The sequence below is a fragment of the Merdimmobilis hominis genome (assembly GCF_016901855.1).
Lineage (GTDB): Bacteria > Bacillota > Clostridia > Oscillospirales > Ruminococcaceae > Paludihabitans.
In genome coordinates this window covers 1-14,736 of record NZ_JACJKY010000019.1, presented here as the reverse complement: position 1 = coordinate 14,736, position 14,736 = coordinate 1, and the positions used below count along the sequence as shown (strand labels likewise).

10 protein-coding genes are annotated in these 14,736 nt (G+C 46.5%); 8 read left to right on the top strand and 2 right to left on the bottom strand.

All coding sequences use genetic code 11. The features are described 5' to 3' along the window. Position 1 precedes the first annotated feature (1 nt). Positions 2–1,243: an MFS transporter gene (locus tag H6A12_RS10380; RefSeq protein WP_204447615.1), complete on the bottom strand. Its 1,242-nt coding sequence runs from the start codon at positions 1,241–1,243 to the stop codon at positions 2–4. A gap of 139 nt (positions 1,244–1,382) precedes the next feature. Further along, entirely contained in the window at positions 1,383–3,074 is a 1,692-nt protein-coding gene (locus H6A12_RS10375) for a M3 family oligoendopeptidase (protein WP_207753220.1), read from the bottom strand. 301 nt (positions 3,075–3,375) lie between these two features. Here H6A12_RS10375 and H6A12_RS10370 point away from each other — a divergent pair, with 301 nt between their 5' ends. The 8 genes from H6A12_RS10370 to H6A12_RS10335 all read left to right on the top strand — a co-directional run bounded on the left by H6A12_RS10370 (position 3,376) and on the right by H6A12_RS10335 (position 14,627). After that, positions 3,376–5,232: an ABC transporter substrate-binding protein gene (locus tag H6A12_RS10370; protein ID WP_204447612.1), complete on the top strand. Its 1,857-nt coding sequence runs from the start codon at positions 3,376–3,378 to the stop codon at positions 5,230–5,232. Positions 5,233–5,483: 251 nt separating this feature from the next. Further along, positions 5,484–6,470 carry an ABC transporter permease gene (locus H6A12_RS10365; protein WP_204447610.1) on the top strand — a complete coding sequence of 329 codons (987 nt, stop codon included), beginning with the start codon at positions 5,484–5,486 and terminating at the stop codon, positions 6,468–6,470. Between the two features lie 13 nt (positions 6,471–6,483). Continuing rightward, on the top strand, positions 6,484–8,280 hold the full coding sequence (locus H6A12_RS10360; protein WP_243415487.1) for an ABC transporter permease subunit: 1,797 nt from the start codon (positions 6,484–6,486) through the stop codon (positions 8,278–8,280). Positions 8,281–8,292: 12 nt separating this feature from the next. Beyond that, the gene (locus H6A12_RS10355; protein ID WP_204447608.1) at positions 8,293–9,282 is read left to right on the top strand and encodes an ABC transporter ATP-binding protein; all 990 of its coding nucleotides are present in this window, start codon (positions 8,293–8,295) and stop codon (positions 9,280–9,282) included. Further along, positions 9,272–10,831, top strand: coding sequence for an oligopeptide/dipeptide ABC transporter ATP-binding protein (locus tag H6A12_RS13695; protein WP_204447605.1), 1,560 nt, complete (start codon positions 9,272–9,274; stop codon positions 10,829–10,831). The genes H6A12_RS10355 and H6A12_RS13695 overlap by 11 nt, the downstream gene beginning before the upstream one ends. Positions 10,832–10,850: 19 nt before the next feature. Then, positions 10,851–11,051, top strand: coding sequence for a hypothetical protein (locus H6A12_RS10345; protein WP_204447603.1), 201 nt, complete (start codon positions 10,851–10,853; stop codon positions 11,049–11,051). A 155-nt stretch (positions 11,052–11,206) separates the two neighbouring features. After that, a complete protein-coding gene (locus tag H6A12_RS10340; RefSeq protein ID WP_204447600.1) occupies positions 11,207–12,016 on the top strand; it encodes a hypothetical protein in 810 nt (269 codons plus the stop codon). 172 nt (positions 12,017–12,188) lie between these two features. Then, complete coding sequence (locus H6A12_RS10335; RefSeq protein WP_204447598.1) at positions 12,189–14,627, top strand: beta-mannosidase; 2,439 nt, start codon at positions 12,189–12,191, stop codon at positions 14,625–14,627. Positions 14,628–14,736: the final 109 nt, after the last annotated feature.

The window sequence follows — 14,736 nt, the reverse complement described above, 5'->3', positions numbered from 1 at the left end:
GTTACTTGATTGCAGAAAATCCTTTCATTCGGCGGATACAGAGCGAAAAAACAGAAAACAACACGCCGCACAGAAAGAAAATGGCCGGAATCGGCAGAAACAGTACCAGTGCCGAACAGATTAAAGTGATAAACGGCGAGATGCACATCAAGAGTGCGTTGCTGATACCGCTGATGCGTGCCATGTAGTCTTTGGGGACGGTTTCCATAAAAATGCTGCTGAAGAGCACACTTAATACACCGACACACACACCCGACCAGCCGAATGCCAGAATCGTCAGGACTGCCGGCCAAAGTGCGGTGGTATACGGCGCAAATGTCAGCAGAAGATAGACCGGAAACAGAAGCAGAAACGACCAAAACAGCACCGTGCGCCGCGCAAACACTTTGAGCAGAAACGGCACAAGGAATGAACCGAGCGCCATGCAGGCGGACATCGAGATGCTTAAAATCGAGAGCATATTGGCATCCATGTGCAGATAATCGCCGATATAAGACGCCTGAAATGCCCCCATCGGTGCAAAGATGCCGTTGAGCATTGCGCCGATCAGCAGAATAAACGGCAGAATCGTGTTTACGCGAATGAGTCTGAATCCGTCCTTGAAATCGGAAAGATACCCGGAAATAGAGTTTTCGTTCGATGCTTGCTTTGAAAAATCATACCGAACCCATGCGGTCATGACTGCACAGAACAGAAACGTTCCTGCATCAATGAGCAGTGCGGTGTGGCTTCCGAAAAGGCCGATGATCGTGCCGGCGATCGCTGTGCCTAAAAGTTCGAGCGTTTTGCTGACACCGCCGCTTAAAGAAGCGCCGATCGTGTATAGTTCAGCCGGCAGGAGCTTTGGTGTGAGCGCATTTGCGGCAGGCATTTCGAATGATTCCACGGTAGAATTTACAATGATAAACAAAAACAAAAGCGGCGCTGTGAGCAGGTCAAAGAAAAACAAAACGGCACAGCCTGCGACTGCCGCACCGCGGATCAGATTGCAGACGGCGCTCACACGCACTTGATTCATCCGTTCTGTCAGCACGCCGGCAATCGGTTGGAGCAGGATACTCGGCAGATAGTTGATTGCAACCGAAAGCGCAAGCAACGAGGGATTGTGCGTGACTTCATACACAATCCACGAAAGCGCGATGGCGTCGAGTGAATCGCCGAACCGGCTGACGCATGAACCGATGAGCAGTTTCAGAAACTGCGGGTAAGAGAGAAGCGGTCGGTAAACAGATAGTTTTGACATATGTTGAATCATCTCTTTCTATGATTGTCTAAATACAAGATATCATATTGTTCGACTTCTGTCAATACTACTATTTCGATTTTTATAAAAATACCCCATCCGAGGGTACGGATGGGGTATTTATTTCGATTGAATCGAATCAGATCTGATGGGTGTCGAGCCAAGCGGCGATTGTTTCGGTGATTTCTTTTAAACAGCCATCTTCAAGCGGGGATTTTAAGCCTGCTGCATGAACGGTGTCCACGAATGTCTTGGTGCCGCCCGAACGGACGAATGCGACATACGTTTCCCATGCTTTCTTCGCATCATTCAAGAACAATGCAAAGAACTGGAGGGCAACGGTCTGTGCCAGGCAGTAATCAATATAATAGAACGGGCTCGTGTAGATGTGGAGCTGACGCTGCCATCCTGCACCGCGGCCGTAGAACGGGAGATTGTCAAAGTCGATATACGGACGGTACTGTTTTTCGAGTTCTGCCCAGGTCTGGTTGCGTTCCTCCGGTGTCATATCCGGTTTTTCGTACATGAGCTGCTGGAAGTGATCGACCATTGTGCCGTACGGGATGAATGCCAGTGCGTCCTCTGTGTGGGACAGCTCGTACTTCGCGGTTTGATCTTTAAAGAACAGATGATGATACGGCGAGGTCAAAAATTCCATCGACATAGAGTGTGTTTCGCAGGTTTCGTAGGTCGGTTCCATCTGTTTTTCAATCGGATGCTCGTGGGTATCGATATAAGCCGCGAATGCGTGGCCTGCTTCGTGGGTGAGCACATCGACGTCATCCGAGGTGCCGTTGAAGTTCGAGAAGATGAACGGCGATTTGTAATCCGGCAGTGTGGTGCAGTAGCCGCCCGGTGCTTTGCCCGGTTTCGACAGCACATCAAACAGATCGTTTTCAAACATCAGTTCGATGAATTTTGCAGTTTCCGGTGACATCTCGGTGTACATCTGTTTTGCGGCTGCAAGCAGTTCATCCGGTGTACCCTGCGGTGTTGCGTTGCCGTCTTTAAAGGTAAACATTAAATCAGCAAACGTGAAATGATCGTCGCAGCCGATGCGTTTTGCCTGTGCAGCACGGATTTTGTTGACAAGCGGAACAAGATCTTCGATGACCTGGCGGCGGAAGTTAGCAATCTCGTTTGGACCATAGCAGTTGCGCATCCGGCGGATATAGCCGAGCTCTACATAGCTGTGAAAGCCGAGCGCTTTTGCCTGTTCGGTGCGGTTTTTGACAAGTTTCGTGTAAAGATCGTCGAATTCTTCGCGGTGATCGTCAAAGAATTTGCCTTCTGCCTCATAAGCGGCACGGCGAAGTGCGCGGTCCGGATTTTGTTTGTATGCAGCAAGCTGCGGGATTGTGCAGACTTTTCCGTCAAACGGAATCTGTGCGCTTGCATATAATTTCTGATAGGAAGCTTCTAAACGGCTTTCCTCCTGCATGAGCGGAATAATTTCCGGTGAAAAGCCTTTTAATTCGAGCTCCGTATTCGTAAACCACAGAGAACCGATTTTGTCTTCGAGCTCCTTGCGTACCGGTGATTCGCAGAGCATCTTGCTGAATGCAAGGATTTTTTCGTTTAAGAGCGGCATTGCATTGTCAAGTGCTTCGCGTTCCGCTTCATAAAAAGCATCGGTTGTGTCGACCGTGTTGCGAATGTATGCGATCGAATATTCGGTTGCAAGTGTGTTTAAAATCTCGCGCGATTTCAAAAACAGCGCAAACTGACCGTCTGCATCCGGTGTGTTTTTAAGCTGTTCACACAGTTCGTCTAATTGTTTTGGGAGTGCGTCAAGATCAGGACGCGTGTAGGGCATTTCAGAAAACTTCATGGACAGATAACCTTCCTTTACTGTATATTTTCCGTAAATTATCGGAAATATAATGATAAAATCATCATACACCAATCAGATTGCGAAGTCAAATTGCAAATTCAAAAGAATGAGATTTCGTTTTTTTGAAAAAAATCTGCAAAAAAAATCAGTATCACGTATTAAAATGCATGGATTTCGATTCAATTATTCATTTCGGGGATAAAAAAATCGAATTTTTTTTGTTTTTTTGCTTTGAAACATTGATTTTTTAAATCAGGTGTTGTATAATAAGGCAAATACCTATGGGAGGGATTTTGTAATGAAAAAAGCATTGGCACTCGTGCTTGCACTTGTGATGGTCTTTGTGTTTGCAGCATGCAGCAACACAACAACCACAGAAGAGTCGAGCACAACAACTGAGCACAAAGTTGGCGGCCAGATCGTTGTCGGCTCTACTACAGACCTTGACGACAACATGATGGACGGCTGGACCAACGGTGCACAGAACGCATCCATCCGCAGCCTCATCTTTGGCTATTCCCCGATTACTTACACAAAAGAGGGCGAATTCAAAGTTGATAACCAGGTTGCAGAATCTGTTGAAGGTGTTGACAACGAAGACGGCACCAAAACATTCACCATTAAACTTCAGAAAGACCTGAAATGGAACGACGGTACAGCAATCACCGCAAAAGACTATGTCTTCTCGATCTTGCTGCACACTGCACCGGCTTACTATGCATTGGAAGCACAGGATACAATGACCTATGCAAACTGCTTTACCGGTTATGATGCATACTTTAACGGTGAAACAAAAACATTCTCTGGCGTTCGTCTGATCGATGACTACACCTTCTCGGTGCAGATCGTTGCTGAAGAGCTTCCGTTCCACTTTGATATCGCATATGCATCAATTGCTCCGTATCCGATGGCAGTTATTGCTCCGGACTGCGACATCACAGATGATGGCAATGGCGCAACAATTTCCGATAACTTTACAGCTGAGTTGCTCCAGAAAACAATCAACGATACCGAAGAAGGCTATCGTTATTATCCGACAGTAACTTGTGGCCCGTACGAGTTCGTAAGCTACGACAAAACAACCAAACAGGCTGTTCTGCAGATCAATGATCAGTTCAAAGGCACACACGACGGCGTGAAACCGTCTATCGAGAAAATCGTGCTCAAATCCGTTACTGACGCAACTCAGATGGATGAGCTCAAAAACGGCACAGTTGACCTGATCGCTGGCGTTTCCGGCGGTACAGCAATCAACGCAGGCCGCGACCTCTGCGACGAAGGTCTTGCACAGTATGCTTCTTACCTGCGTGCAGGCTATGGCCAGATCACATTCGCTTGTGACTTTGGTCCGACACAGTTCACAGCTGTTCGTCAGGCAATCGCTTACTGCCTCGACCGTACTGAGTTTGCAAAACAGTACTCCGGCGGTTTCGCACAGGTTGTAAACGGTGAGTATGGTCTTTCCTCCATGGAATACAAAGAGAGAAAAGACGTTATCGACGCTGAACTGAATCCGTACAACAAAGACCTCGACAAAGCAAAAGAAGTCCTGATCGCTGACGGCTGGACCCTCAACGAGAACGGCGGCGAATTTGTTGAAGGCGTTGACAAAGTTCGTTATAAAAACGTAGACGGCGAACTGATGGCACTCGAAATCAACTGGGCTAACACCCCGAACAACCCGGTTTCTGACCTGTTAAACACCATGCTCCCGGGCGAGATGGAGAAAGTTGGCATGAAACTGAACCCGACAACTGTTGAGTTCGGCGTTCTCTTGAACAACATGTACCGTCAGGGCATTGATGAGCCGACCTACCACATGTTCAACCTCGCAACTGGTTTCGTTCCGATCCCGTCTTACTGGTACGAGATGAGCACCGATGAGAAATACTTCGGTTCTTACAACCAGAACTACATCAAAGACGAAGAGATCGAGCAGATCGCTCTCGAGATGAAGAAGATCCCGTCTGACGACAAAGAAGCTTGGCTCGACAAATGGGTTGAGTATCAGAAACGTTGGAACGAGCTGCTTCCGAACATTCCGCTGTATTCCGATCAGTACCACGACTTCTACTCCAACAAGATCAAAGGTTATGAGCCGGACGGTCTGTGGGCTTGGGAGAGCGCAATCCTGTATTCTTGGATTGAAGAATAATCAGGAATCCTCTCACATCGCATTATATTGATTTAATATTCATGTGACGGCAAGAAATAGGGCATGAAAATGCCCTATTTCTTGTATCGTTCCATGGATAAGTCGTTCCCCGAAACAGGGAACGCATTTATGCACTCCGGGAAATGCCGGAGTGTATAAATCTATTCCCTGTCATCGGAAATAGGAACCCCGCCAGAAGATAAACAATCTTTGTTTAGTCTTGTCTTTTATGAAAGCAACGAGGTGATACTATGGCAAAATATATTTTAAAGCGTCTGCTTTATTTGGTGTTTGTATTCTTCATCGTTTCAATCATCATGTTCTTTATTTACAAAAGTGTTCCGGGTGATCCGGCACGTATGATGATCGACTCCTCCAAACAGTCGGTCGACCCTGAGCGTTATGAACAAATGTATCAGGCTGCAAGAGAACAGCTCGGTTTGGACAAGCCGTTGCCGGTGCAGTATGTCAGTTGGATTACCAACATGCTCAAAGGTGATCTTGGCTTCTCGACACAGTATCGTCAGCCAGTTTCCCAGATTGTCGGTGTTCCGATGGGAAATACCATTATGTTAAACTTGGTATCCATGGTGTTGGTGTTTTTAATTACCATTCCTTTGGGTATTATTACAGCGGTCAAGAAAAACAGTCCGCTTGATAACGCGGTGCAGGTGGGAACAGTCGTTGGATATTCACTGCCGAGTTTCGTTATCGCACTTTTGTTTATTTTCCTGTTTGCAAATTTGATGCCGATTTTCCCGATCAGCGGTATGAATGCACCGGGTATGACCGGCGATGGAATGGATGTCTTTTTGGACAGAATGTATCACATGGCATTGCCGTGCATCGTTATGACATTTGCATCATTAGGCGGCATTACCCGTTATGTGCGTGCTGCAATGATTGATGTGCTGCGCCAGGATTATATCCGTACTGCACGTGCAAAGGGCTTGCGCGAAAAAGTGGTTATTTATTCGCATGCATTCCGCAATGCACTTATTCCGATCGTTACTGTCCTGACCGGCTGGCTCGTCAGCGTATTCGGCGGTTCGGTTGTTATTGAGACCATCTTCCTGTGGAATGGTATCGGTAAAGTTTTGTACGATGCGCTGATGCAGCGTGACTTTATGGTGGTGCTCGCAATGCAGATGTTCTATGTAATCATCACATTGGCAGGCAACCTGTTGATGGATTTGGCTTATATGTTGGTCGATCCGCGCGTTAAACTTGGAAACTAAGGAGGAAGATGCGATGAGCAGTCAGAAAAAGAAAACCAACTCGTTTTCGCGGATGTTAAGTCGGATTTTCCTCGGCTCCAAACGTGAACTTTCCATCCTGGAAGAGGAGCAGATGCAGAGTCCGTTCCGTACCGTTGTGCGGAACTTTCGTCAAAATAAAATTGCAATGATCGGAAGCATTACCTTTTTGGTGATTTTCCTTTCATGCTTTATTCTGCCGATTTTTTATCCGCTGGACACAACCTATCAGGATGTTTCACAGCAGAACATTGCACCGGGCTTTACAATGACAAGTGTGCCAAACGAACTGAAAAATAATGTCGCACAGATTTCCGGTGGTGCAACATTCGGCGTTGGCATTGACAAAGACGGCAAATACTATTCGTGGGGTCAGATGGATAAAAAATTGCTGAAAGTCCCCACCAACATGGGAAAACTCACGATGATTTCTGCAGGTTTGAACCATGTACTCGCAGTCAATGACCGCAATGAAGTGTTCACATGGGGTTATGACCGTCTGGGTCTTGACATGATTCCGATTGAATTAAACGGCATGGTCCAGATCAAACAGATTGTTGCTGGTTATCAGATGTCGTTTGTCGTGTCTGAGGACGGCGAACTTTACTGGTGGGGCAACCAGAATATTCTGGATGTCAACCCGGGTGATCATCAGGGCAATATCGAGAAAATTGCTGCAAACAGTACAACGGCAATCGCACTTTTAAAAGACGGAAGCGTTGCAGCGCTCTCTTCGAAAGAGACGATTTTCAGCAAAATTCCGCAGGAAATTCAGGGCAATGTCGTTGATGTCGCTTCGACTGACAACACCGCGGCTGCTCTGACAAAAGACGGTAAAGTGTACGTTTGGGGCAGCGATGACTACGGTCAGAAACTGGTTCCGGAGAGTGCACAGGGCAAAATTAAATCGATCAGCGCCGGCAGATATCACTATACTGCTATTTTGGAAGATGGCTCTGTGATCGCATGGGGCAGAGATAACTTCGGTCAGACAAAAGTCCCGTCTGTTACAAATGCAGCACAGGTGACCAATGGTTATTATCAGAACTATATCATCACAGAAGACGGAAAAGTGCTTACAAGCGGTCTTTCCGGTTATCTGATGGGTACTGACGGCTTTGGCCGTGACATTTTCACCCGCTTGATTGCAGGCGGTCGTATGACCATGACAATCGGTGCGATTTCGGTCATCATCTCGGTCATCATCGGTGTTATCATCGGCGGTTTCTCGGGCTATTACGGCGGCAAAGTGGATAACATTCTCATGCGTCTTGCTGAGATCGTTGCATCGATTCCGTTCCTGCCGTTTGCGATGATCTTGTCCGTAATCGTCGGCAACAGTTTGACAGAAATTCAACGTATCGCTGTGATCATGGTGATCCTTGGTGTCCTTTCGTGGCCGCCGCTTGCACGTCTTGTTCGTGCACAGATCCTGGCAGAGCGTGAAAAAGAATTTGTCACTGCTGCGAAAGCAATGGGTATCAAAGAATGGTCCATTATCTTCAAACATATTCTGCCGAACGTCATCACAGTTGTCATTGTCGATACAACGCTGGCATTCGCTTCTTGTATGTTGATTGAATCGTCGCTTTCCTTCTTGGGCTTCGGCGTTGTGGAGCCGACACCGACATGGGGCAACATGCTTAACGGTTCGCAGGCATCCACAGTTATCCAGAATTATTGGTGGCGTTGGGTCTTCCCGTCGCTCGCACTCAGCTTGTCTACCATCAGCATCAACCTGATCGGCGACGGTCTGCGCGACGCAATCGACCCGAGATCAAACGACAGATAGGAGGAATAGTCGATGGCATTGTTAGAGCTGCACGATTTGCACACATATTTTAAAACAAAACGCGGCATCGTCAAAGCGGTAAACGGCGTTTCCTATCAGGTTGAAGCGGGCAAAACGCTTGGCGTCGTTGGTGAGTCGGGTTCCGGTAAGAGCGTTTCGGCAATGAGTATTCTGAAATTGCTTGACGGCAACGGTTATGTGGACAGCGGCGAAATCATCTTTAACGGAAAGAACATCAAAGAGTGTTCGATGGATGAGATGTATAAAATCCGCGGTAATGAGATTTCGGTAATCTTCCAGGAGCCGATGACCAGCTTAAACCCGGTATTTACGATCGGCAAACAGATTGCTGAGTCCTATATTGTGCATCAGCACATGAAGAAAAAAGATGCGCTCAAAAAAGCGGTTGAAATGCTTTCTGCCGTAAAAATTCCGAATCCGGAAGCTGTGGCAAAACAGTATCCGCATCAGCTCTCGGGTGGTATGCGTCAGCGTGTCATGATCGCAATGGCATTAGCGTGTGAGCCGCATCTGCTGATTGCAGACGAGCCGACCACAGCACTTGACGTAACCATTCAGGCGCAGATTCTGCACCTGATGAACGAACTCAAACGCGAAAAAGGCACCTCGATTCTGTTCATCACCCATGACCTTGGCGTTATCAATGAAATGGCTGATGATGTGGCAGTTATGTATTGCGGTCAGGTGGTCGAGATGGCTTCTGTTGATACAATTTTCGGCAAAAACAGCTACTCGCATCCGTATACAGAGGGTCTGATGACTTCGATTCCGCGTTTGGATATGCCGGCAGGCGTGCGCTTGGAGGCAATTCCGGGCGCTGTGCCGCATCCGCTTGATCTGCCGAAAGGCTGTAAATTTGCACCGCGCTGCAAATACTGCACAGAGCGCTGCATGGAAGAAGAGCCGGAGCTTGTGCAGGTGGAAGACAATCATATGATTCGTTGCTTCTATCCGGAGAAGGAGGCGCGTCATGCAAAATAAAAAAGTATTGCTCCAAATTTCGAACTTAAAACAGTATTTCCCTGTGAAGAAGGAGAAAATCCGTCAGGAACAGCTTTATGTTCGTGCAAACGACGGCATTTCCCTTGATATTTACGAGGGTGAAACACTGGGTCTGGTTGGTGAATCCGGATGTGGTAAATCGACATTCGGACGCGTACTGCTTCAGTTGTATCATCAGACCGAGGGTAAAACGATGTATTTCGGCAGAACACTCGATGAAGTTGCGCCGAAATATGCAAAACACACCTATCAAAAGCTCACTGCATTGCGCGATCAGATGCTTTTGGCACAGAAGAAAAAGCAGGAATATCTTGATTCCTACGAAAAAATGAACGAGCACGATCAGAAAGTGCACGCAGATGATCGTGCAAAGATTGTGCGCGAAGCAGATACAAAGCTGTATGACCTCGCAAACTTGGTTGGCGGCTTGCTTGTTTGTAAAGATCTTGCTCCGGTTTCCGCAGCGTATTTGAAAGAATACGGCATTGCAACCGAAATGATTGCACTGCGTGAAAAAGAGAATGAAATCGAGATCCGCAAAAACTGCCTGGAAGGAAAGATTGCAGCACGCAAAGAGGCGAAAAAATCGACTTCTTCGCTGGAGTCGAAGGTTTCTGCACTGGATGCGCAGGCAAAAACACTTCTCTCGCAAATTGAAGCAAAACAGAAACAGCTCGATGAGGCACATGCTGAGATTGAAGCGCTCCGCAAACAGTTTGAAAACGACGAGAACTTCCAGAAATATGAGCAGCATCGCAGTGACGGTATTGACTTGGCGCGTTTGGAATATTCTGAAATGCGCAAGCTGCGCCGTGATATGCAGCTGATTTTCCAGGACCCGTATTCTTCGCTGAACCCGCGTATGACTGTTGGTCAGATCATCGGTGAGGGTCCGATCACTCATAAATTCTTCACCAAAAACGATGAACGAATTCAGGATTACGTCATGCAGGTCATGGATGACTGCGGCCTTGCAACATACATGATCCATCGTTATCCGCATCAGTTCTCGGGTGGTCAGCGTCAGCGTATCGGTATTGCACGTTCGCTTGCAATGAAACCGAAATTCGTTGTGTGTGACGAGGCAGTTTCCGCACTGGACGTTTCGATTCAGTCGCAGGTCATCAACTTGCTTGAGGACTTGAAAGAAAAAGAAAACCTGACGTATTTGTTCATTTCGCATGACTTGAGCGTTGTCAAATATATCAGTGACCGAATCGGCGTTATGTACCTTGGCAATATGGTTGAACTTTGCGAATCGCAGGAGATGTTCGATCATCCGCTGCATCCGTATACGGAAGCGCTGCTGCTTGCAATTCCGACAACCGATGTGGAAAACCGCAAACAATCGATTCCGCTCGAAGGCGATATTCCGAGCCCGATTCGTCCGCCGAAAGGCTGTAAGTTCCACACACGCTGCAAATACTGCACAGAAGAGTGTGAAATGGTTACACCGGAGTTCCGTGAGCTTCGTCCGGGTCACTTTGTGGCTTGTCACCATCCGCTCGATCACGCAGTGATTGAATAAAAGCAAAACGGAGAACAATATGTTTTTTAAACGGAAAATCGATCGTGTGGTCGATGAAAAAGCGAGTGAAGAAGCGTTTAAAAAGACGCTCAAAAATACACCGCTTGAAAAAAACGATGCTTTGGCAATGATTATTGCTGCACTTTTGGTGCTGCTTCCGGCAGTGTTAGTTGTCGGCGGATTCTTTGTCTTGGTAATTTGGTTCTTTTTTATGCGTTAAACAAAAACCGGTGCATCAGAAGATGCATCGGTTTTTGTTTTGTCTGATGGCTTTTGGTGATTTTATATTGTCTGTATTGACAAAATATATAGTGCATGCTAAGATAAAATTGTAATATAAAAGTATTACAATTTTATAAAAGTGAGGTGCTGTACATGAGCAGAAACGTACGAATGATGACATTGCTGGTGATGGGGGTATGTTTGCTGTTGCTCACTTCGTGCGCACCCGAGCCAACGATTTCAGAATACGGAGAGCTCAATTATCCGCAGCTTCGATGGATGATGACGCCTGAAGAAGCATTTGCTTCTTTGAAAACAGAAGAATCGAAGGCGAAAAAGACACAAACAGGATCCGTTGACACGTTCGATTATATGGTTTCATATACAGTGCCGGGAACATTTTTGTCATATGATGCAGAAATTGAGCTGTGTTTTTCCAAATGGAATGAGGAAGATCCACTGGCGCTGCGCCGTGTCTGGGTCAATATCAATGATGCTTCGCGCACAAATTATGAATTGATTGCAGGCAACTTTGAAGAAGCCCAGGGAATCGTGTCCGGCGAACTGTCCGCTGAATTTGACCGTCAGCAGGCGGAATTTGACAAAGAGCAGCATCTGTATCAGATTATACAGCAGTCGGACGGAAGCAAAACGATGAACGAAATTTTTCTCGATGCGGATATCTACGATTCGGATCATGTCATCGGATTTAAAGAGACCACGCGACTGAGAAGTAAGGCGCTGACAACGGACTTGCCGCAGGAACTGAAAGATCAATGGCAAGCGGGAATTGATGCATTTTATGAAAAACATGGTAGCGAAACAATGCTGCAAACATTACACGAAGAGCCGTTAACGAGCGTTCAAGTAGGATATACAGAATATAAAGACGATAGTGCCCCGACACTGCAAGTATTGTTTGATGCACTGCCGCTCTGCAATGTACTTCAATTTACTGAGTAATGAATGCGCTTCTGAACAGTCCTCATATGAGGGCTGTTTTTTTATAATACTATTATACAAAAAGTAATATTATTCTACAATATTCGATTTTGTATTTCAAAATTGAAGGCTTGAAACTTGTTTTCGACTATGATAAACTTAAAGAAAAGGAAGAGAAAAGAGGGGGACAGACTTGATTCAATATATTCGTGAATGGACACTTTCGTACGAGAATTTTACGGGACTTCAAGGGACGATTCCGTGTTCGCTTTATTCTATTTTATATCAGAATCATATTATCGAGGACCCGTTTTACGGGCTGAATGAATATAAATCACGCGAAATGTGTGAAAAGGGATGCACCTTTACAGCTGTGTTTGATGTGGAAGAAGAGATGCTTCAAAACGAAAAACTGCGGCTTCGGTTTGAAGGTGTGGATACGCTTGCGAACATTTATTTAAACGGAAAATGGCTTGGCCGTACCGAGAATATGCACCGTGTTTGGGAATTTGATGTCAAGGATCGGGCTGTGCTCGGACTGAATGAAATTGAGATTCAGTTTGATTCTCCCATGCAGGCAGCCAGAGAAGCGGCCCTCAAGTATCCGCTTTGGGGTGTCACACATACGACGGTTGACGGTTATCAGCATATCCGAAAGGCACATTATATGTATGGCTGGGATTGGGGACCGCAGCTTCCCGATATGGGCCTTTTCCGTGATGTGACGCTGGTCGGTTATTCGACTGCAAAAATTTTAGATGTTTGGGTTCGTCAGAAACATCTGCGGGATGGGAGTGTTCGGCTGTTTATAGAACCGGAAATTGACGCTTGTGAATCAATCGACATGCATACCATTGTGATGTCGCCAACCGGTGAACGGCTTGTGGATACTTTCAAAAAGAATCCGGAGATTTTGATCAGCGATCCGCAGCTTTGGTGGCCGAACGGATGGGGCGATCATCCGCTTTATACGGTGACAGTGGAAGCTGTTGATAAAGAGGCGCTGTGCTGTGACAGCAAATCGGTGCGGGTCGGACTGCGTACCATGACAGTGAGTACCGCGGCAGATGCGTATGGAAATGAGTTTTGCTTTGTTGTAAACGGTAAGAAAATGTTTGCAATGGGTGCGGACTATATTCCGGAGGACAATTTGCTGTCCCGTGTCACAAAGCAGCGGACAAACGATCTTTTAAACGATTGCATTCGTGCAAACTATAACTGTATTCGTGTGTGGGGCGGCGGTTATTATCCGGATGACTGGTTCTTTGACTTGTGCGATGAGTTGGGACTTGTTGTGTGGCAGGATTTTATGTTCGCGTGTGCAACATACCGAATGAGTGCCGCATTTGAAAGGAATTTGATTCCCGAGTTTATCGAAAATATCAAGCGGATGCGCAATCATGCGTGTCTTGGTCTGCTCTGCGGAAACAATGAGATGGAAACCGCATGGCTTAACTGGGGAATCCCGCAAAACGAGCGCACAAAGCTTGACTATTTATATTTGTATGAACAGCTTTTGCCGGATTTATGCGATGAATATGCACCGGATACGTTTTACTGGCCGTCCAGCCCGTCCTCGGGCGGTGGATTCGATGATCCTGCCGACGAAAACCGTGGTGACATGCATTGTTGGGAAGTATGGCATGGCGGAAAGCCGTTTTCATATTTCCGGGATACATATTTCCGGTTTTGTTCGGAGTTTGGTTTTGAATCATTCCCAGACTTAAAGACATGTGAGAGTTTTTCTGCACCAAATGAACGAAACCCGTTCTCCCGCGTGATGGAAAGCCACCAAAAATGCGTGGGCGGCAATCAGAAAATGCTGCATTATCTCGCGGACGATTATCTGTATCCGAAAAACTTTGAAATGTTTGTCTATGCATCACAGCTGCTGCAAGCAGATGCGATGCGTCAGGCAATTACCCATTGGCGTGCGAATCGCGGCCGCTGCATGGGCGCGCTGTATTGGCAGTTAAATGACTGCTGGCCGGTTGCAAGCTGGGCGTCGATTGATTCGGCGGGCCGTTGGAAAGCCCTTCATTATGAGGCAAAACGCTTTTTTGCGCCGATTTTGCTGACTGCATTTGAAAAAGATTATTGCGTCACATTGGCGCTTTCCAATGAGACGCTGCGCGATGTGTCCTGTCGTGTTTGCTGGTCGGTGAAAAGTAGTGCATTTGATGTGATTGCACAGGGAGAAAAGCAGGTACAGTGCCCGGTGCTTTCTGCAGTGACATTGCCGCCGCTTTCGCTTGCGCAGAGTGTAGAAAACGCAAAATATGACCGCTTTTTTGTATATGAGCTTTATGATGAAGCAGGAACGCTTCTTTCAAAGCAAACACTTTTGTTTGTAAAACCGAAGCATTTTGAATGGAAAAAGCCCAATATTCTGACCGATGTTCGTCAGGATCAGGATGAAATGCGGATTATGCTGGCATCGGATGTTTTTGCAAAAGGCGTATGTGTGCGCTTTAAAAACACAGATGTTGTGCTTTCGGACAATTTTGTTGATTTGACCGATGATCAGCCGGTGTGGCTGACGGTTGAAAAATGGCTTGGCGGCAATGCAAAAAGTATCAGCGAAATGAAAGCCGGAATTGAAGTATACAGTATTGCAGAGATTGGAGAATAAATTAGCTGTATAAAATTCTTCTGATATGATACCTAAAAAGTAGACATTAAAATATAGGACACCTTGATGTATAATAAAAGAGTCAAGGAGTTGAAGAAAAATGGGAAAA

Coding starts and splice junctions, on each gene's coding strand:
- H6A12_RS10380 (WP_204447615.1), bottom strand. CDS start 1,243: ATGTCAAAACTATCTGTTTACCGACCGCTTCTCTCTTACCCGCAGTTT.
- H6A12_RS10375 (WP_207753220.1), bottom strand. CDS start 3,074: ATGAAGTTTTCTGAAATGCCCTACACGCGTCCTGATCTTGACGCACTC.
- H6A12_RS10370 (WP_204447612.1), top strand. CDS start 3,376: ATGAAAAAAGCATTGGCACTCGTGCTTGCACTTGTGATGGTCTTTGTG.
- H6A12_RS10365 (WP_204447610.1), top strand. CDS start 5,484: ATGGCAAAATATATTTTAAAGCGTCTGCTTTATTTGGTGTTTGTATTC.
- H6A12_RS10360 (WP_243415487.1), top strand. CDS start 6,484: ATGAGCAGTCAGAAAAAGAAAACCAACTCGTTTTCGCGGATGTTAAGT.
- H6A12_RS10355 (WP_204447608.1), top strand. CDS start 8,293: ATGGCATTGTTAGAGCTGCACGATTTGCACACATATTTTAAAACAAAA.
- H6A12_RS13695 (WP_204447605.1), top strand. CDS start 9,272: ATGCAAAATAAAAAAGTATTGCTCCAAATTTCGAACTTAAAACAGTAT.
- H6A12_RS10345 (WP_204447603.1), top strand. CDS start 10,851: ATGTTTTTTAAACGGAAAATCGATCGTGTGGTCGATGAAAAAGCGAGT.
- H6A12_RS10340 (WP_204447600.1), top strand. CDS start 11,207: ATGAGCAGAAACGTACGAATGATGACATTGCTGGTGATGGGGGTATGT.